This window comes from Anoxybacillus sp. FSL W8-0104 (genome assembly GCF_038004465.1).
In the GTDB taxonomy this organism is placed as follows: Bacteria; Bacillota; Bacilli; order Bacillales; family Anoxybacillaceae; genus Anoxybacillus; species Anoxybacillus flavithermus_G.
Window position 1 is genome coordinate 1421120 of sequence record NZ_JBBOQU010000001.1, and the last position, 19012, is coordinate 1440131.

The window sequence follows — 19012 nt, forward strand, 5'->3', positions numbered from 1 at the left end:
TCCTTTGACTAGCATGTATATATTTTTTCACGACGGAGACGCCATTTTTTGTTTTCCTAAAAGAATCACTGTCGCAATAATGAGTAAGCTTCCAACCGTTTGAAAAAAGCCGAACGATACGTGTAAAAATAAAACGGACGCAACAATAGCCGACAGAGGCTCTACACTTGATAAAATGCTTGATTCCGTTGGTGATAAATACCGAATGCTTTCAATAAATAGCAAAAATGCAAGCAACGTCCCGCATACAACAATAAATAAAAGCGAAGCAACCGTTTGAAAATCAAATGTTGCAAACGGCGCAAAAAATGAATCAACGCTCGGCATTATAGCGATTCCGCCGATCACCATCGCCCATCCGACAATAATAAGCGAATCCCATTTTTTTAATAGTTTCGCTGAACAAATCGTATAAAACGCAAGAAGCACTCCCGACACAACCCCCCATAAAAACGCGGGAAAAGAAATGCTTAGCGCCCCTATTTTTCCATTTGTTAACAACAAAAATGTACCGCAAATCGCTAGCATAAGAGCACCCCAAATCGAAACAGATGGATGTTTCCGCTCACGAATAAAAAAATATAATACGATGTAAATGGGCGCTAAATATTGCAATAACGTTGCAGCCGCAGCATTGCCATATGCAATAGACAAAAAATACGTATATTGCACCCCGAGCATGCCAACGAAACTAAATAAAATGAGCAACAACCGGCTATTTCGCTCGCGCCAAATGTGAAACAAGGGAATGCCACGGAATGATGCAAAAGCTAACAAACAAAAGCCAGAAACGATCATCCTCACACAAACAAGCCATTCCGTCCCTACATGTTTTTGTTGGAACACCCATTGTGCCGCTGTGCCAGAAAGCCCCCACATCGTCGCAGCAATGATTACCATCCATAATCCTTTTGTACGCGCTGACATGCGCCTCAACCTTTCACTATTTGTTAGTTCCCATTATAAACAAACGAAAAATTTTGTAAATACAAATATTTCTTTATTAGAAAATAAATTTACATTTTTTCGTGGTCCTTAATAAAAATTTGTGCCCTTTCGCCTTTTAACACAGCTTCTTTTTTACGAAACATCGTGTACACAATTAATAACAACGATAAAACACCAAACAAGACAACCATATATTCTAGTCCGATCGTATCTAATAAAAATCCCGTAGCTAACAATACGACTTGGAACGTCACGCGATCAAACATATTTTTAAATGAAAAAAAGCGACCGTGATACAATTTCGGAACGCTCGTTTGAAAAATCGTCGCGATCATCGGAAAAAAACAACCGACGCATATGCCAAACAATCCAAATGAAACGAGCGAAACCCATTTGACATGAGCGAAATATAAAGATAATTGTGTAAAAGCAATAAAACATGTTAATCCATACATCCATTTTACGTATGTTTGTTCACGAGCGATATATTTAATGAGGAAGGCCCCAAATAAAAAACCAACGCCTTCAATCGTATATAACCACCCTTTAATCGAAGGGTCATTTTGTAATTCACTAATATTAATAACCATCAAATTGAATCCCCCAATAAACAACTGCGGTACAATCGTTAAAACAACAGCCGTATAAACAACAGGCAATCCGCGAATGATCGGGAATATGTCTGTAAATCGTTGTTTTTCTTTTGTATAACTGCTTATGTCTCTCTTTTCTTCTTTTATATCAATAAAAAAAGTAAGTAAAAATAACACGGCTGTTGATTATCCAAAATTAGGCATACTCCTCCCATATATTCGGGCATACTCAAATAAGACAGCTGCCATCTCGGATTTCCATTCGAGAGGAAGTTGCCCAGAGAAAAAACGACGGACAAACGAAAGAAAGGTAAGGGACGAGGTTGTCCGTTTTTCCGTTCGATGATATAGCCATCTCAGTAACACATAAGCGATAAATGCCGCAAAAAGTTGGTTGTATACCGCATGCTCGTTGGTGCCAAATAAGGTCGGAACGTTTAGATATTGCTTGATCCATCGGAAAAACACTTCCACTGTCCAACGTTCTTGATACATCTCGGCAATCTTTTCCGCCGATGCCTCTAAGACGTTCGTGACCACACGGATTTCATGCCCGTTCGCATCCTGAAAGATCACGACGCGATGGCGCTTTTTGGAACGACATTGTTTCGTTCCTAACTGGCAAGTAAAATCCGCCACAATAGAAGAAGAGGAGGAAGAAAGGCGCTTTAGGCTCTTTTTTTGATGGATCTCGACATTGTCTTTCATCCGAATCACAAACGGTTGCTTCTGTTCGACAAACCGATCGAGGCGTTCAATTTTAAAGTACGCTCGATCTTCGACAAGAACCGTTTGTACGTCTGTGAGCCGCTCTCCCACCGGTCCATCGTGGCGCAACCCTACGGTTTCTACGATGTCGCTCGGCATTTGTTGCTCAGGGGAATACGCGACGTGCATTTTCACTCCGGATCGTTCCCCATGATAGGGTGCCCATGTCAGGCGGTTTTTCCCCACGGTGACGGTCGTGGAGTCTACTATACGCAATGCTTTTGGAAAGCGAAGCGAACGGCGGGTTTGGCGATTGCACTTAGAAACAACCAAAGCAAATAAGCGCTTCATCACCTCGTACGGAACTTCTTTCGCTTTCTTAGAAACCGTCGAGTAATGAAACGTCGGCAATCCGTACATTTTCGCCACATCGGCACCATGACGGAAACTTTTCCATTCGTGAAGTGCCGCCAGCAGAAAAAAATCAACCAACGTGCGCACCGTAAACGTCCGCGAAGTGTCATGGTAGCCAACGGCTTCGGTAATCGACTGGAGATCTTCATCAGAAACAATTTTTTGCATCAAATTTGGGAGTGTGGTATGCTTGTGCATAGAGAGCACCTCCTAGGTTTGTTTGTGTTGTTACTTACATTCTACAGGAAAGGTGCTCTTTTTTCTATGTTTTTTATGGATATTATTGGTTAATCAACACGCCTGTAAAAATAATAAACTGTATGCGACTATTGCGCCAATATATAACGTTTGCAAACTTGTAATCATAAGGAGAGCACCACCAAAGGCGGTACCAGAAATTCGTGATAGCGCTGAAATATTCATATGCATCCCATTGATCGTCATGAGTTGTTTCTCATCCCGCACAACAAGTGGGATGATTGCTTGCAACGTCGGGAAATAGAAAGCAGCTGCGACTTGAATGGAGATCATAAAACATATCATGAGAAAAATAGATTCATATTTTAATGCAAACAGCATAAAAATAACGCTACATACACGACCGATTCCGGCGTATAAAAGAATACGTTTTTTTGCATATGTATCAATCCACTTCCCCGCGATTGGACTAACAATCACACTAGCAAGCAATCCCGAAAATAAAATAAGCGACTTTACAAAGTCAGATGGGACATGCTTTTGCATGAATTCTAAGTTTCCGATAATCCCAAGCCATAAACCAATCCCAGCAATAAACTCACCAATAAAAATAAGAATGACATTTTTATCTTTCCACATATGTATTCCCCTTCATTCCTTTCTATCTTCCAATACATGTATTTTATTGTACAATAAAACGATGCCAATGCATAAAAAATAAGACTGGCATACCACCAGTCTTATTCCACGTCTCCTTCCCAATTCATTATGCCGCCTACCATGTTTTTTACATGGAAGCCGCGTTCAGATAGCCATTCGCACGCTAATGCACTTCGCCCACCTGAATGACAAACAACGATATACGTTTTATTTCGATCAAGCTCGTTTAAACGAGCAAATAGTTGCCCGAGCGGAATATGGCGCGCATTTGGAATTTTTCCTGCCGCCACTTCATGCACTTCCCGAACATCCAGAACTTCGACATTTGCTTCATGACGTAGCTTATCCGCTTGTGTCGGTAAAATGTTTTCAAACATACCTACTCCTCCTACTTCACACTCGAGTACAATTTATAACCACCGTCTAAATTTTTGGCTTCAAAGCCATGTTCTTTTAAAATACGAGTAGCTAAATATCCGCGCAAACCGACTTGACATGTCACATAAATCGTTTGATCTTTCGGTAATTCATGGAGGCGGTCGCGCAAATCATCAAGTGGAATGTTGATGCTTCCTGGAATTGCTCCTCTTGTTTCTAATTCTTTCGGTGTGCGAACGTCAATGAGCAATCCACCGTTCGCCACAATATTATCAATTTCATGCCATTGCACCGTTTCTACCATACCATCTAACAAGTTTGACGCTACATATCCAGCCATATTGACTGGATCTTTTGCTGATGAAAACGGTGGAGCATAGGCCAATTCTAAATCTGGTAAATCATATACTGTCAATCCACCTTTTATCGCTGTGGCAATAACGTCAATACGTTTGTCCACGCCATCTTGTCCGACTGCTTGCGCTCCATAAATGCGACTTTGACGATCAAAAATTAATTTTAACGTCATTTGTGTTGCGCCTGGATAATAGCTCGCATGGCTCATTGGATGAACGTGAACAACTTCATAATCGATGCCGTGGTGTTTTAATATTTTTTCGTTCAATCCTGTGGCTGCTACAGTCATATGAAAAATTTTAGCGATTGACGTGCCGAGTGTTCCGTTGTACTTCACATCATGGCCATTAATGTAATCAGCAACAAGCCGCCCTTGTCGATTCGCTGGCCATGCGAGCGGAATGAATGTTTCAAATCCATGAATGAAGCTTTTCACTTCAATAGCATCACCGATCGCAAAAATGTTCGGATCAGACGTTTGTAAATGTTCGTTCACTTTAATGGCACCACGAAAACCAAGTTCTAATCCTGCCTCTTTCGCCAATTGGTTTTCTGGCTGGACACCAATGGCTAAAATAATCATATCTGTTTCGATCGTGCGTCCACTTTTTAACACGACGCGCCGTCCTTCGTTTTCAAACGCCTGTACGCCATCTTCTAAAATCAAGTCAACGCCGTGCTCTTTCATATGTGTATGCACAATCGCTGCCATCTCGTAATCGATCGGTGCCATCACTTGATTCGCCATTTCTACAAGCGTCACATGCACACCGCGTTCTGTTAAGTTCTCAGCCATTTCTACACCGATAAAGCCACCACCGATAACGACAGCTCGTTTCGGTTTTTCATTATCAACGAACGAGCGAATACGATCCGTATCAGGCACATTGCGCAACGTAAAAAGCGCTTTTGCTTCGTCTATACCTGGAATTGGTGGGACGATTGGTTTTGCCCCTGGCGATAAAATAAGAACATCATACGGTTGTTCATATTGTTCATCTGTTCGTAAATGTTTTACCGTTACCGTTTTTCGCTCACGATTAATACTCGTCACTTCACTTAAGTTACGCACATCAATACGAAACCGTTTTGACATGCCATCAACCGTTTGAACAAGCAACTTGCTTCGTTCTTGAATGACATCCCCAATGTAATAAGGGAGCCCGCAGTTTGCGAATGAAATATATTCACCGCGTTCAAACATAATGATTTCATCTTTTTCGCTTAACCGACGCAAACGTGCCGCAGCGGAAGCACCTCCAGCCACACCACCAACAATGACGATTTTTCTCATTGTACATCCCCTCCGTATACAAGTACGTGTAACCGTATTATAACAAACAATTGCTTCATAAAGTTTGAACAGTTAGTGACATTTTACCATATTTAACTCATTTACATGCTCGTGCCCTTTTATATAATATCCTTCTATTGAGAAATGATAACGTCTAAGTAAACGGATCGCGACATTTTTCGCTAGATTGCTTTTTGCAATGACAATCACTTGACGGTTCGGAATGGTTTGATAATAACGTTTTAAGTATGCAACGGGAACGCGGAGAGCCCCATTCATTTCGTCTGCCTCGTTGTAGTCACGTACATCAAGCAACGTCACTTGTTCATATGATGATAAAGACGTCAACTCTTTGACACCACGAACAGGTACATAGCGATAATATAAAGCATATAGCACGAGCACACCGATTACTATATAAGTCATGTTGTCTTACCTCCCTTTTACATCATACCCTAACAGGTATATAAAATCAATAAAAAAGAGCTGATTTTATTCAGCCCTTTTTAGTGTAAGCAACCTCTGTTTTAATTGTTCTTCCATTTCAACAAGCTCTCGTTCCACTTGCTGACGCTTCATGCGCCCTTCTTGTTGAATTTTCAATGTTTCTTCAAGTGTTTCTAATAAATTTTCTTGCGTCTTTTTTAACGTATCGATGCTAACAAGCCCTTCTTCATTCTCTTTGGCTGCTTCAATCGTATTCATTTTTAACATTTCCGAGTTACGCAGCAACAGCTCATTCGTCGTTTTTGTTACCGCTTTTTGTGCCTCTACCGCTTTCTTTTGGCGGAAGAGCGTTAGTGCGATAACAAGTTGATTTTTCCAGAGTGGAATGGCTGTTAAAATGGACGATTGAATACGTTCAACTAACGTTTGATTGACATGTTGAATGAGCCGAATTTGCGGTGCCGTTTGAATTGTAATTTGTCGACTTAATTTTAAATCATGAATCCGTTTTTCAAGTCGATCAGCAAATTGAATCATATCATTGACTTCTTGCACGTCCATTTGATTTTGTGACTGTAATGCCTTTTTCTCTAGCTCTGGAATCGTTTTTGTTCGCAGTTGCTCTAATTTCAACTCCGCTGCAGCGATGTAAATGTTTAAGGCATCAAAGTATTCTTTATTTTTTTCATATAATGTTTCTAACATCATAATGTCACGAAATAACATTTGACGATGTTTCTCAAGTTGATCCGCGATGCGATCAATCTCCACACCAAGTTTTTGATATTTAGATAAAATATGTTGAACGGACTGTGTAACAGATTGAAGCATGCGAGCTAAGAAGCTTTTTTTAGTCATTGTCAATTCTTCTACATTAACTTCTCTCATTTTAATCATAAGTTCATGAATGACTTCCCCAACAGGTCCAACATCTTTCTTTTGCACATGATTTAAAATCGAATGGGAAAAGCGTGACAACTCCGCTTGCGCTGCTACTCCATATTGTAAAATAGCTTGATGATTGCGCGGATCAATTTGCTCAGCAAGTGCTAACGCCTTCTGTCGATGCTCTTCTTTTAATTGATCAATGAGACGCGGAGATGATGGATTGACGCTTGCTTCTGTCACTTCGCCAAATGGACTGGCAAGCAACGAATCGATCGAACTTGTCCAAAGCATTTCATCGTTTTTGCTCATGCTTTTTCTCCTCCGTCACTGTTATTGTATGTTTTGTTGGTAAAGAAAAGGGATCGTCTGATGCAATCGTATGTTTCACAAGCTTTACTTCCGTCTTTAAATCAAACAAATCTTCTTCAAGCATGTCCAACAGTTCATTTTCCGCTTTCATTAGCGCCAGATCAAGTGCTCCCTCTGCTTCCCTCATCGCCTGTCGAATCTCCTCACTTTTTACGGGTTGTTTTGTTAAATAAATACTGTAGTTGAGCAATTTTCGTTACAATAATTACCATTTAAAAAGAGACAAACAGGGTACCCCTTATGCCACGTGGAGCTGTTTTTTCACGGTATCAATGGGAATATTTTGTTTCGCTGCACGGTAAATGAACTCCACGAGGCTATGTCCTTTTCTCTTGCGCAGGAGATCGAGCCCATCCGAAAAATCACTGTTCGACTCGAACATGCTGTACATATACGCAAGTTGCACCAAGATCCAATACCGTTTCACCGCCCGACGCCCGCGAACGCGGTATCCATCGAGTTTCAGCTGGTCTTTCGCTTGACGGAAAAAACATTCGATCGACCAACGTGCAGCATAGTAGCGCAAGATCTCTTCATCGCTTAGCTCGCGATCGGTGCTCAAGACGCAATGAAGATGTTTCGGCGTCATCGGCTGATCGGCTTTCCATGCGAGCAGCACCACGGCATCCTTGAGACCGTTCAGAGCGCCTTCGTAGCGATACACCCGATAACGCTCTTTTCCCACCGTGACGAGGCGGGTATCCCGTGGCTCCATAGATTTGGCAAATTCTTTTGCTTGAATGGCCGTCCCTTTTGGATAGAGAATCCGATTCGTCTTCAGCATCGCGATGACGTGGAACCCTTTTTTCAAGCAGGCTCCCACGAGGGTTTTCGATGGATACCAAGAGTCCATGAGCACATAAACGGGGCGACTCACATCCAACGAAGAAAGCATCTCGATCGCGAGTTCCCCTTTGCTTTTCCCCGCCGTCTTGTCGTAGAGGCGAAAGGCAAAAGGAAACGCTTGAGTCATCGTATGAACCATGAGCCAAACGAGAGAATGTCCCCAAATCGATTTTTTCTCTGCGTGACAATAGTGCCAATCACACCCTTGAATGGCGTGTGTTGCCCGTGACGAGGGCTTCGTTTTTTGGCAAATCGTATCATCGATCGAAACAAAAATGGGTTGATTCTCTCGTTTCGAGCTGCGTTCGACACGATGAAGCACCCACTGTTGGAGTTTGCGAAGCAGCGTCTCTTCCTCCCATGGGCTTTTCGTGAAAAAATGGCTCAGTGTCGTGCGATGGTTCGGATGAAAACTCCCATGATGTAGATCGGTCAGCGTTCCCGAAAAGCCCTTTGTAATCATCGCATCCACGATATGAACGAGATGCTTCATCACAGGTTTCGAGAAATAAAGCGCCAACCCTAACGTTATGAAAAACTTGTGGATTCCTTGATGATGTGCTAATCTATTCATGAGACATGAACCTCCTTGTGGATAGTTGTGGCACATCTATTTTAACCAAGGAATCGGGTTCATGTCTCCTTTTTTGTTTGGTTGTAAATTTATGTTAGCGAATTTGCTCATCTACAGTAAATATATTTATCAATAATGGTAACAATGGAGTCCAATGTTGTGTTAAAAAACGGTTGCGCGACAGCGAGACGATCTGGTTGCTTTTCGACAATTTCAATTATTTTTTGACAGATGGAGTATAAACGAGAAAGCTTAGAAAACATCGAAATCGAACGAATTCGCCATAAACTTTGTCCGATTTTCCGAACCTTTTTTTTCGCATCTTTCAATCGCTCGTCTTTAAAATCATGCAATCGATCCTTCTTTTCTTTTTTCTTCATGTAAACGGAATAAATCACTCCTACACTTACACCAATCAAAAATGAAATGAAAAAAGGCAAACGAAATGCAAGCAGCGAGATCAGAGCACTAAATAAACCGATATTCCATGATACAAACCATCGCCATATTGTTCGAATGAACCGTTTCATTGTTGTCCTCCCATCGTCTATGTTCCTTTATTTTACTATGATTTTTTATGAAATGAAAATGATGACTATATTACGTACGAACGAGAAGATATGTTTCGACTTTGACAAAAAAAGACGCAACATGTCGTTGCATCTTTTAGTTCGAATCGAAACGAACGATACGAATCCGCTCTCCTCCAAAGAGCGATATTTGCTTCGTTTGTTCTCGTTCATCTGTCACCATTTTCACTTCATATAGGCCTGGAACATACTCTCCTACTTTCACTAACGATGCATTCGTTTCACCGACGTATGTGTCGTTAATCAAAATACGAGCCCCTTGCTCGTTCGTTTGCACATATACATGATACAGCGTCGGTTCAAATTTGTACGTTCCTTGCGACAATTTCATTAAAAAAATCGGCGGAGTTGACGTTAATCCTTTTATGTAAACTCGATCATCTTTTTGTTGCGCTAACTCTTTCCTTATTTGGTCATAACCCTCTGGATGTTTACGTAAATACGCAAAAAGTGGTAAAAGTGACGCCTTTTCTTCTAATGGAGCATCAATGAACTGTTTCAACGTATTCATATCTTCTTGACGTAACGCGGTGATGAATTGCTCAATTACTTTCTGTTCACTCGTCTCTTGTTTCGCCACTCCCCATGCACCGACGACACACGCGCTTACAACGAATAATAAACATACAAAAACAAATCGTTGTTTTCGTTTTCGTCGTTCGCTTCGTGTCATCGCTTCTTTTTGTAATCCCCCTTTTTCATTCACACGTATTTCCCCTCTTTTCTCATATTTACATCATCATATGTATGAGAAGAAAAGGGAAAATATGAGAAAGAGAAGGGGCTACACACCATATATGTACATCACGGTGTGCGCCTTGTCAACGATAACGTCACAACTTCCCAATATGCCTACTTTTTCTTGCTTGTGTACCATTTTACAAACAGGCTTTCCATGCCGAATGAGAATAATCATGCACGCTTTCCTCCCATCATTTGAAACATAACAGCATACAACCATGCGCTACATACGGCAAGTAACATTAAAATAAAAAACGTCCAATGATACGCAAAAGGAAGCGTCAAAGCGAGTGGAGCCATCATGCGCCCAAGCGTAAAACGTAGGCTCGCTGCAGCAAAATATTGTCCACGCATATGATCAGGGGCTAATCTAGCGACAAATGTTTGTTGTAAACCAACCGTCATAAGTTCCGCAAGTGTAAATATACCGATTAAAATGACCATGATCCAAAGGGATGTCGTTTGACCGAAAAAGAAAATAGCGAGTCCATACAAAAGAGAGGACCATACAAATACCGACTTTTTTTTGTAGTTTCCCATCCATTTCGTTACCGCCACCGTAAATAAAGCAACAAGCAATCCATTTTCAGCAATAAGTACACTAAATGCTTTTTCTCCGCTCAACGAAAGTGACCAATGATCGGTAGAAATTAACGTTTGCTCTGAAACAACGTCTTTCACATACACAGGGATTAAAATATCAAGTTGCATAAACGTTTGGGCAACGAGGACACCAGCAATGATAAACAAAAGAAACGTGCGGTCTTTCGCAATAAGACGATAATTTTTTAATTGCTCAACAAAAAAGGTGTACCATGTTCCTGTCGTTTTCGCCCACAACGGTGCCGTTTCCTCTAAGTAAATGAACAAAACGGTAGCAACAATTGCACAAAATATTCCGGCAACGAGCAGTAAGTAAAAAAAATGTTGTGGATAAAAAATTCCTCCAAGTAGCGGACCAATAACGACCATTACATTATTCATCGTGTAAAATACAGCAAATACACTACTTTGATCCTTTTCTGCCACGACATCGGCAACCATCGCTTGACTAGCAGGCCAATAAAGTGAACCGCATACGCCTACGAGGGCAAAACAAATAAAACTCATCACAGGTGATGAGAATAGTGGAGAATTGACTAATGCAAATAAGAAAAAAGCAACTGCCTGCCCACACGCAGCGAGCACCATCATTTTTTTTCTTCCAAAGCGATCAGCAAAATACCCTCCAAGTAAATTAGCAATTACCGAAAATAATTGCGAAATAACAAGCAATACACCTGTTTTTTCTCGACCGAATATGCCAGAAAAATAAATAGCGATAAAAGGAAATATCATCCAAAAAGTAACTCCAACGAGTGATTCCCCAATTAAACGAATACGTAAGTTTCGATCCCAATCTCGTATTCGCATCGTATCCCCCCTTAAAAACAACTATTTTTTTATTATACCATTTTCGTACAAAAATTTCTCTTGTAAAAAAATATTGACAAAAATACAAAAAATTAAGAAAATAAAATCAGAAGGAAGTGAACACAATGAAAATAATGAAAAAATATTATCGTCTCATATGCGACAGTTGTGACAATTATAACGTTACTTCCTGCTTTTTTAATCACAAATGATGTAGGCGTTGTTGATGCATTTCTTTCTGCCATAAAAGATTAAATCTCCTGCCTAGGCAGGAGATTTTTTCATCCATTTCCGCAATACCCCATGTTTTGGAGCGATCCATAATGAAACAAAGAAGATGACACCGGTTGATACAGAAATTGCTCCAGAAATAGAGACGTTGAATGCTGTCGCTCCCACGTAGCCGATCACCGATGCCAATACACCGATAAAAGCACTACATATAAGCATCATGCTAAGTCGATCCGTCCATAAATAAGCTGTTGCACTCGGTACAATAAGCATCGCTACAACTAAAATGGCACCAACACTATCAAATGAGGCAACAGTCGTTAACGACAACATCCCCATTAATACGTAGTGAATCAGCACGACCGGAATTCCAAGCGTAATTGCCATTTCATGATCAAATGAGCTAATTTTTAATTCTTTGTAAGCAAAAACAATAACGAATATATTGATCGCTAAAACAAATCCAAGCAACCAAACGGCTTTCGGTCCAATACTTCGTCCGCCAACTTCCAGCACATCCCACGGCACAAATGCAATTTCACCCATCAGCGCATGTTCGACATCTAAATGAACACGATCTGCGAATAAGGAAATGAGGACAACCCCGATCGCAAACAAGCATGTAAACACAACCCCGATGGCTGCGTCACTTTGCACCCCCTTTTGATGCAACAATTGGACGAGAAATGTTGTTAGCAATCCGACAAGCAAAGCGCCGATGAGCATAGACACCCCTTGCAGTTGATGGCTTACCATATACGCCCCCACAATTCCTAGCAATACGCTATGACTGATCGCATCAGAGAGCATCGACATTTTCCGTAATACGAGAAATGTACCGACTAATCCACAGTTAATCCCGACAAGAGTTGCAGTAAGCAAAATCCAAATCGTATAACTCATAACTGCTCCCCTCGCTCATACATTAGTTGTTTCACGCGCAATTTTTTTCTTTCTACATGCCGACGAATGATTTTGCTACATAAACCACGTTTCGGGGCGAATAAAAACGAGAAGAGAAACAGAGCCGTCGCAAAAATAATAACGAGTGGACCGGTAGGCACATAAGCAATCAAACTCACATATGCCCCAGCAACTCCAGATAAAGCACCAAATACGCCGGCTAACAATGTCATCCATCCGAGTCTTTCAGTCCAATATCTTGCAGCTAACGCCGGCGTAATGAGTAGCGCAGACATTAACACAACGCCCACAGCCTGTAAACCAATCACAACAACCGAAACGATTAAAAACATAAGCACACCATTCAACAACGACACAGGTATACCGATTCCTTGCGCAAATGCTCGATCAAATGTAATGATTTTGAACTCTTTGAAAAAAAAGAGGATCGTTATAACCATTAGTACAGCCGTTATGGTTAAAACGTTCACATCATTTCCAGTTAACGATGCTGCTTTTCCGAACAAAAAGTCATTGATCCCGCTCTGATTTCCACCTTCATGTTGATTAATCCATGTTAATAGCACAATGCCTAAACCAAAAAATACAGACAATACGATGCCAATGGCAGCATCTTCTTTAATGCGCGTATGTTTTACAATAAACTGAATACATACTGTTGCCATATAACCTGAACAAGCAGCACCAATTAAAAAAACGAGAAGCGATTTTTGTCCATGGAAGAGAAAAGCGATACAAATGCCTGGTAACGCGGCATGTGCCATTGCATCCCCTATCAAACTTTGTTTCTTCAACAAGGCAAACGTGCCAATCATCCCACTCGCCAATCCGAGCAAAGCCATGCTTGTAAATACCCATTGAACATTAACATCCATTTCGTTCACCCCACAATATGTGTGGTAGAGAGAAAAGTCACTTTCCCACCATACGTGTTTTGAATATGATCATACGTGAATGTGCGTTCCGTTTCACCAAACGCTATGACACGTTTATTTAACAATAAAACATAATCGAAATAATCTCGCACCGTTTGCAAATCATGATGGACAACCAATACCGTTTTTCCACGCGTTTTTAGTTCATTTAACAGTTGAATAATCGCTTTTTCTGTCGCGGCATCCACTCCAACAAACGGTTCATCCATAAGATAAATAGAAGCATCTTGTGCGAGTGCACGCGCTAAAAACACACGCTGCTGCTGTCCACCAGATAGTTGGCTAATTTGCCGTTTCGCATAAGGCAACATGCCGACTTTATCTAAACATTGCATTGCAATCTCTACGTCTTCTTTTCGTGGTCGTTTCCATAGTCCGATATGACCATATCTCCCCATTAATACAACATCAAGCGCATTCGTTGGAAAATCCCAATCAACAGAATTTCGTTGCGGAACGTATCCGACAAGATGTCTTTGCTTCTCATACGGTTGGCCATATACGAAAACATTCCCGTGCATACGCGGAATAAAATTTAACATCGCCTTCATTAATGTTGATTTTCCTGCTCCGTTTGGACCGATAATCCCTACTAACTTTCCTTCTGGAACAGAAAATGATACGTCTTCTAATACAAGTTGCCGATCATACGCAACTGTCATTTGGTCAACAACTAGCGGATTCATCGTCCTTCCCCCTTCAATGCTTGTGCAATCGTTTTAACATTGTAACGATACATACCAATGAACGTCCCTTCTTCAGTCCCCTTTTTTCCGAGCGCATCTGAAAATAGTTCTCCACCAATCGAAACGTGATGGCCACGCTGTTTTGCTCCTTCAACAACCGCTTCAATTGCCTTTTTCGATACACTGCTTTCCACAAATACAGCTTGAATATTTCGGTCAACAATCATATCAACAAGTTCTTGAATATCTTTCAATCCGTATTCTGCATCTGTACTTAACCCTTGTAGGCCAACTACTTCGATATCATACGCACGACCGAAATAATGAAAAGCATCATGGGCTGTAATTAAAACACGCTGTTTTTTTGGAATGGCGTTCATCTCTTTTTTGGCTTCCTCTTTTAACTGCATGAGTTGAGATTCATATGCTTCTGCTCGTTTTTGATATATTTGTTTATGTTTCGGATCCACTGCACTTAATTCGTCTCTTACCTTTTGCGTTGCATATCTCCACAAATCAAGATCAAACCATATGTGCGGATCATACACTCCGTCTATTTCAATTAACTTCTCTTTCGGAATCGTTTCACTTACTGCGACGACTTTTTTCGTTTTTGACATTTTTGTGAATATTTCTCCGAGTTTTCCTTCTAAATGAAGCCCGTTATAAAAGATGATGTCTGCTTGACTTAACTTCTGAATGTCACCTTGTGTCGCTTTATACAAATGCGGATCTACCCCTGGCCCCATCAACGCTTCCACATGAACATACTCTCCCCCGACATGTTCAACTAAATCTGCAATTTGCCCCGTTGTAGCGACAACGTAAATAACGTCTTTTTTAGGTGCTTTCGTTTCACAACCGAACAACAATAATAAAACGGTCCATACAACCAACCATTTTTTCATATACATCCTCCTTCAAAAGTTGTGGTATTGTCAAAAGTTTTAAAGACATACCCTAAGTTTTTATTGATTTTATGCGGTTTTCGACAAAAAAAGCTTGCCACCCCTGCTGTTTTTGGTACGATTGAGGTAACCACACACCCAATCCAAACAAAGGAGTGACAAGCTTGTTACCTCAATTATTAATCAAATGTCTTCAAATAATCAAGACCCAATATCAAATCATTATTTATTTACTAGGTGTACTTTTTGGAAAGTCCCTCACAGACTGGGATGACGAAGAACCGGTGAATCAATCGTATCAGAAACTCCAAGTCGATGAACTGCCTGTCATCGAAACGCTTCCGCGTTTAGACTATCGTCATCTTCTTGTCGAATACGAACAACAACACGGAAAACCGTTGAAGCCGATCAAGAGGCACGCGAACACGAAAACCACGGTGCCTGATGCATTGACGTGTCCACAGTGCCAAGCGCCATCTAATTATGTGTACGCCAACAACGGGGGTAAAGGGCAGTATCAATGCAAAGTGTGTCGTTGCCGTTTCAACCATCGTAGCCGTTTTGCCAAACAAGTGATTTTTCGGTGCCCACATTGTTTAAAGGCACTCGAGAAAATCAAAGAGCGCAACGATTATTACATCCACAAATGTAAGAATGATGATTGCTCGTTTTACCAAGCAAACTTGCGACAGATGACACCTCAGGAAAAAGAACAGTTTCAACATGCGCCGTATGCCTTTAAAGTTCGATACATTTTCCGTGAGTTTCTCTTTGATTTTCAGCCGTTGGCACCGTCGTCACCGATACAGTCGAAGGTGGATTTGTCGCGTCTTTCCGTGTCTTCGCATACACTCGGACTCATCTTGACGTATCACGTCAACTATGGGCTCTCCGCGCGGAAAACAGCGAGGATCATGAAAGACATTCATGGGTTGTCGATTTCTCATCAGACCGTCATCAACTATGCCAACAGTGTTGCGCTGATCGTCAAACCTTTCATCGATCACTTTCCTTACGAACTGTCTGGTTCTTTTTGCGGCGACGAGACGTATATCCGCGTCAAAGGGTGCTGGCATTACTTGTTTTTTATGTTTGATGCCGTGAAAAAGGTCGTGCTGTCTTACCGGGTCTCTCCACATCGGGATACACTCTCTGCCATCCGTGCGATCGATGATGTTCTCAAGAAACTGCCGTCCATTCCTGAAGATTTGTCTTTTGTCGTCGATGGCAACCCGATCTACTTGTTGGCGCAGCACTTTTTCGCCCAACAAGGGATTTCTTTCGATGTCCGTCAAGTCATCGGGCTGACAAACGAGGATCCTGTGTCCGAGGAATATCGACCACTTAAACAGATCATTGAACGATTCAACCGAACGTTTAAAGGCAACTACCGACCGACTCATGGGTTTGGCGCAGAAGAAGGCTCGGTTTCCTTTGTCACACTCTTTGTGGCGTATTTCAACTTCTTGCGTCCGCATAGCGCGTTAGAAAAACGGGTACCGGTCGTCATCCCAGCATTAGAGAGCCTTCCGCATATGCCGGCACGTTGGGCAAGGCTCATTGTCATGGCTCAAGAGATGTTGACCCAACAAGCTGCATCCTAAGGACGGATTCGGCGGAGCGTACCCTTGACCATCCGAACCTCGCCAAAGGTAAAATCAGGATAGGGCAAGGGCTGCTTTCCTATGCCCTTCTTTTCTGCCCTTGCCCTTACTGACCGTTTTTCTCCTTTGGCGAGTGTTGGTCAAGGGCGAATCCAATTCCACTATCCTCTTTATTTTCCTTCAACAGGTAGACCATGATGACTTTTCATAGATTTTTTGACGCTACCAAAGTTGTATAAGGATATAAAAGTTTCCTCAATGCAACATAAAGCCAAAAAAATTTGTTTGCCGCCCATTATATGCCCATTATATGCATGAACAAAAAACGTGTGACATGTGGAACAAGCAAACAATGATGATTAAGGTTAAAAAAGTTTCTTTAAACCAAATTTAATTTTATCTTATTCTTTTCTTTTCTCCCTGTCAATATTTTAATTTTCAAAAAAAGAAGTTTTCATTCATCTCATGCTATAATATCGATTGTCCGACACAAAAAAACAACTGTTTTTTAGAGGTGAACAACATGACGAAAACAGAATTGAAACAAAGCATCGGCTTTATTACAGCAACAGCCATCGTCGTTGGTACTGTGATAGGATCCGGTATCTTTATGAAACCCGCTGTTGTCATTGAAGCAACTGGAAATTCAACATTTGCTCTTCTCGCTTGGATTATCGGGGGAATCATTACGTTAGCTAGTGGGTTAACGATTGCAGAAGTGAGCTCAAAAATTCCTGAAACAGGTGGATTGTACGTATATATTGAAAAAGTTTACGGGAAGTTTTGGGGCTTTTTATGCGGATGGGTACAAACGATCATTTACGGTCCTGCCGTTATCGGTGCACTAGGGCTGTATTTTGGTACACTGTTTGCAGGTATTTTTTCTCTACCAAAAGAAAGCGAACTTTGGATCGGGATCATGGCAGTCTTGTTTTTGTCCGTTGTAAATACGCTCGGCTCACAGGTTGGTGGAATCGTTCAAAGTGTTTTAACAGCGGCGAAATTATTACCTATTTTTCTTATCATTGTCTTCGGGGTGTTCAAGGGTAATGTACCTATTTTCGGCATGGATAGCGACTCTAGTCAAGCAATAAACTTCGGGGCGGCAGTTTTAGCAACATTGTGGGCGTACGATGGATGGATGAACGTTGGGTTTGTTGCTGGGGAAATGAAAAACCCTGCGAAAACATTACCGAAAGCGATTATTACCGGTATTCTTATCGTGATGTTTGCCTATGTAGCTGTGAATGTAGCATTACTTCACGTGCTTCGCGCTGATGACATTGTTGCACTCGGTCCGAATGCAGCGAGTGAAGCTGCAACCATTTTATTCGGATCATTTGGTGGAAAATTGATCGCTATTGGCATTTTAATTTCTATTTTTGGTTGTTTAAATGGAAAAGTACTCACGTTCCCTCGCATGCCATTGGCAATGGCAATAGATGGGCTATTTCCACTTGCTCGTTATTTTTCTCGCATCCATCCAAAGTGGCGCACACCTGTATTAGCAACGTTCATGCAAATTACTATTGCAATTATCATGATGTTACTTGGTAATGCAGATCGCTTAACGGATATTGCTATTTTTAGTGTCTTTTTATTTTACGGCTTTGCTTTTTATGCGGTATTTTTATTACGAAAATCATTACCATCTAACGAACAATTATATCGAGTGCCATTTTATCCTTTCACCCCGATTGTTGCTATTGTTGGCACAGCATATATTATTATAAGTACGGTACTCCATGCACCGCTCGATACATTTTTATCGATTGTTGTGACGATATCTGGCATTCCGGTATATTATATCGTTACAAAAAAGCGACAAGGATAACCCTTTGTCGCTTCTTTTAATAATCTCTTCCTTTTCCTGAATCCGTCACGTCAAGTAACGGTTCTGGATAAGGTTGAAAATATCGTTGTTTCAACAAATATTCGTTTTGATAGCGAATGGCCCATGAACGAATGACGGCTGTTACACTACTTAGCGGCAGCTTGCCTGCCCGATATTTTTCTAACAGCTCATGGACATACCGTTTTTCCTCACCATAATGCCACACTACCCGTACTCCTTTCACACATATTTTCGCTTATCATATCGCATAAACAGAAAAAATACACGCATCAATGTGTTGAAAAAAACAAAAAATTTTGAATTTGAACGTTTATACAAAAAAATGATTGATTATATCGTCACTTTGTTTTATTATGCTTTATGTTGCCTATTTTACTATAACTTAATTATTATTTATTCGTATTTGTGTATTTGTATAATTTTATACTTTCATATTTATGCAGTCCTTATC

At 41.0% G+C, this 19012-nt stretch carries 19 protein-coding genes and 1 pseudogene; 2 read left to right on the forward strand and 18 right to left on the reverse strand.

The features are described from left to right. Positions 1–27: 27 nt before the first annotated feature. The 17 genes and pseudogenes from NST18_RS07600 to NST18_RS07680 all read right to left on the reverse strand — a co-directional run bounded on the left by NST18_RS07600 (position 28) and on the right by NST18_RS07680 (position 15102). The gene (locus NST18_RS07600) at positions 28–927 is read right to left on the reverse strand and encodes a DMT family transporter (protein ID WP_004890195.1); all 900 of its coding nucleotides are present in this window, start codon (positions 925–927) and stop codon (positions 28–30) included. A gap of 89 nt (positions 928–1016) precedes the next feature. Beyond that, a complete protein-coding gene (locus NST18_RS07605; RefSeq protein ID WP_340721317.1) occupies positions 1017–1718 on the reverse strand; it encodes an MFS transporter in 702 nt (233 codons plus the stop codon). 9 nt (positions 1719–1727) lie between these two features. Then, a complete protein-coding gene (locus tag NST18_RS07610) occupies positions 1728–2861 on the reverse strand; it encodes an IS4 family transposase (RefSeq protein WP_088223289.1) in 1134 nt (377 codons plus the stop codon). 105 nt (positions 2862–2966) lie between these two features. After that, positions 2967–3500: pseudogene (locus NST18_RS07615) on the reverse strand (MFS transporter); the annotation flags it as partial. A 101-nt stretch (positions 3501–3601) separates the two neighbouring features. Further along, positions 3602–3898: a rhodanese-like domain-containing protein gene (locus NST18_RS07620; RefSeq protein WP_004890191.1), complete on the reverse strand. Its 297-nt coding sequence runs from the start codon at positions 3896–3898 to the stop codon at positions 3602–3604. Between the two features lie 11 nt (positions 3899–3909). Further along, positions 3910–5550: a CoA-disulfide reductase gene (gene cdr / locus NST18_RS07625; RefSeq protein ID WP_004890189.1), complete on the reverse strand. Its 1641-nt coding sequence runs from the start codon at positions 5548–5550 to the stop codon at positions 3910–3912. A gap of 72 nt (positions 5551–5622) precedes the next feature. After that, the gene (locus NST18_RS07630; RefSeq protein ID WP_004890186.1) at positions 5623–5976 is read right to left on the reverse strand and encodes a hypothetical protein; all 354 of its coding nucleotides are present in this window, start codon (positions 5974–5976) and stop codon (positions 5623–5625) included. A 66-nt stretch (positions 5977–6042) separates the two neighbouring features. Next, positions 6043–7194: a toxic anion resistance protein gene (locus NST18_RS07635; RefSeq protein WP_004890184.1), complete on the reverse strand. Its 1152-nt coding sequence runs from the start codon at positions 7192–7194 to the stop codon at positions 6043–6045. After that, positions 7178–7444: a 5-bromo-4-chloroindolyl phosphate hydrolysis family protein gene (locus NST18_RS07640; RefSeq protein WP_340721318.1), complete on the reverse strand. Its 267-nt coding sequence runs from the start codon at positions 7442–7444 to the stop codon at positions 7178–7180. The genes NST18_RS07635 and NST18_RS07640 overlap by 17 nt, the downstream gene beginning before the upstream one ends. Before the next feature lie 48 nt (positions 7445–7492). After that, the gene (locus NST18_RS07645; RefSeq protein ID WP_088223288.1) at positions 7493–8674 is read right to left on the reverse strand and encodes an IS701 family transposase; all 1182 of its coding nucleotides are present in this window, start codon (positions 8672–8674) and stop codon (positions 7493–7495) included. Positions 8675–8781: 107 nt separating this feature from the next. Then, positions 8782–9204: a 5-bromo-4-chloroindolyl phosphate hydrolysis family protein gene (locus tag NST18_RS07650; protein WP_340721319.1), complete on the reverse strand. Its 423-nt coding sequence runs from the start codon at positions 9202–9204 to the stop codon at positions 8782–8784. Positions 9205–9340: 136 nt separating this feature from the next. Beyond that, a complete protein-coding gene (locus tag NST18_RS07655; protein WP_004890179.1) occupies positions 9341–9970 on the reverse strand; it encodes a PEGA domain-containing protein in 630 nt (209 codons plus the stop codon). A gap of 206 nt (positions 9971–10176) precedes the next feature. Beyond that, positions 10177–11418, reverse strand: coding sequence for an MDR family MFS transporter (locus NST18_RS07660; protein ID WP_004890176.1), 1242 nt, complete (start codon positions 11416–11418; stop codon positions 10177–10179). 264 nt (positions 11419–11682) lie between these two features. Continuing rightward, positions 11683–12552: a metal ABC transporter permease gene (locus NST18_RS07665; protein ID WP_340721320.1), complete on the reverse strand. Its 870-nt coding sequence runs from the start codon at positions 12550–12552 to the stop codon at positions 11683–11685. Next, positions 12549–13448, reverse strand: a complete 900-nt coding sequence (locus tag NST18_RS07670; protein ID WP_339174003.1) for a metal ABC transporter permease — start codon at positions 13446–13448, stop codon at positions 12549–12551. The genes NST18_RS07665 and NST18_RS07670 overlap by 4 nt, the downstream gene beginning before the upstream one ends. A gap of 5 nt (positions 13449–13453) precedes the next feature. Continuing rightward, positions 13454–14194, reverse strand: a complete 741-nt coding sequence (locus NST18_RS07675) for a metal ABC transporter ATP-binding protein (protein WP_237811502.1) — start codon at positions 14192–14194, stop codon at positions 13454–13456. Then, the gene (locus NST18_RS07680) at positions 14191–15102 is read right to left on the reverse strand and encodes a metal ABC transporter solute-binding protein, Zn/Mn family (RefSeq protein WP_004890167.1); all 912 of its coding nucleotides are present in this window, start codon (positions 15100–15102) and stop codon (positions 14191–14193) included. The genes NST18_RS07675 and NST18_RS07680 overlap by 4 nt, the downstream gene beginning before the upstream one ends. A gap of 164 nt (positions 15103–15266) precedes the next feature. Here NST18_RS07680 and NST18_RS07685 point away from each other — a divergent pair, with 164 nt between their 5' ends. Continuing rightward, the gene (locus tag NST18_RS07685) at positions 15267–16706 is read left to right on the forward strand and encodes a DDE-type integrase/transposase/recombinase (protein ID WP_064214575.1); all 1440 of its coding nucleotides are present in this window, start codon (positions 15267–15269) and stop codon (positions 16704–16706) included. Between the two features lie 523 nt (positions 16707–17229). Then, a complete protein-coding gene (locus NST18_RS07690) occupies positions 17230–18540 on the forward strand; it encodes an APC family permease (RefSeq protein ID WP_064221369.1) in 1311 nt (436 codons plus the stop codon). Positions 18541–18556: 16 nt separating this feature from the next. Here the strand turns inward: NST18_RS07690 and NST18_RS07695 are convergent, their stop codons facing one another. Then, positions 18557–18766 (reverse strand): DUF1722 domain-containing protein, encoded by a 210-nt coding sequence (locus NST18_RS07695; protein WP_035018628.1) that lies wholly within the window; start codon positions 18764–18766, stop codon positions 18557–18559. Between the last annotated feature and the right edge of the window lie 246 nt (positions 18767–19012).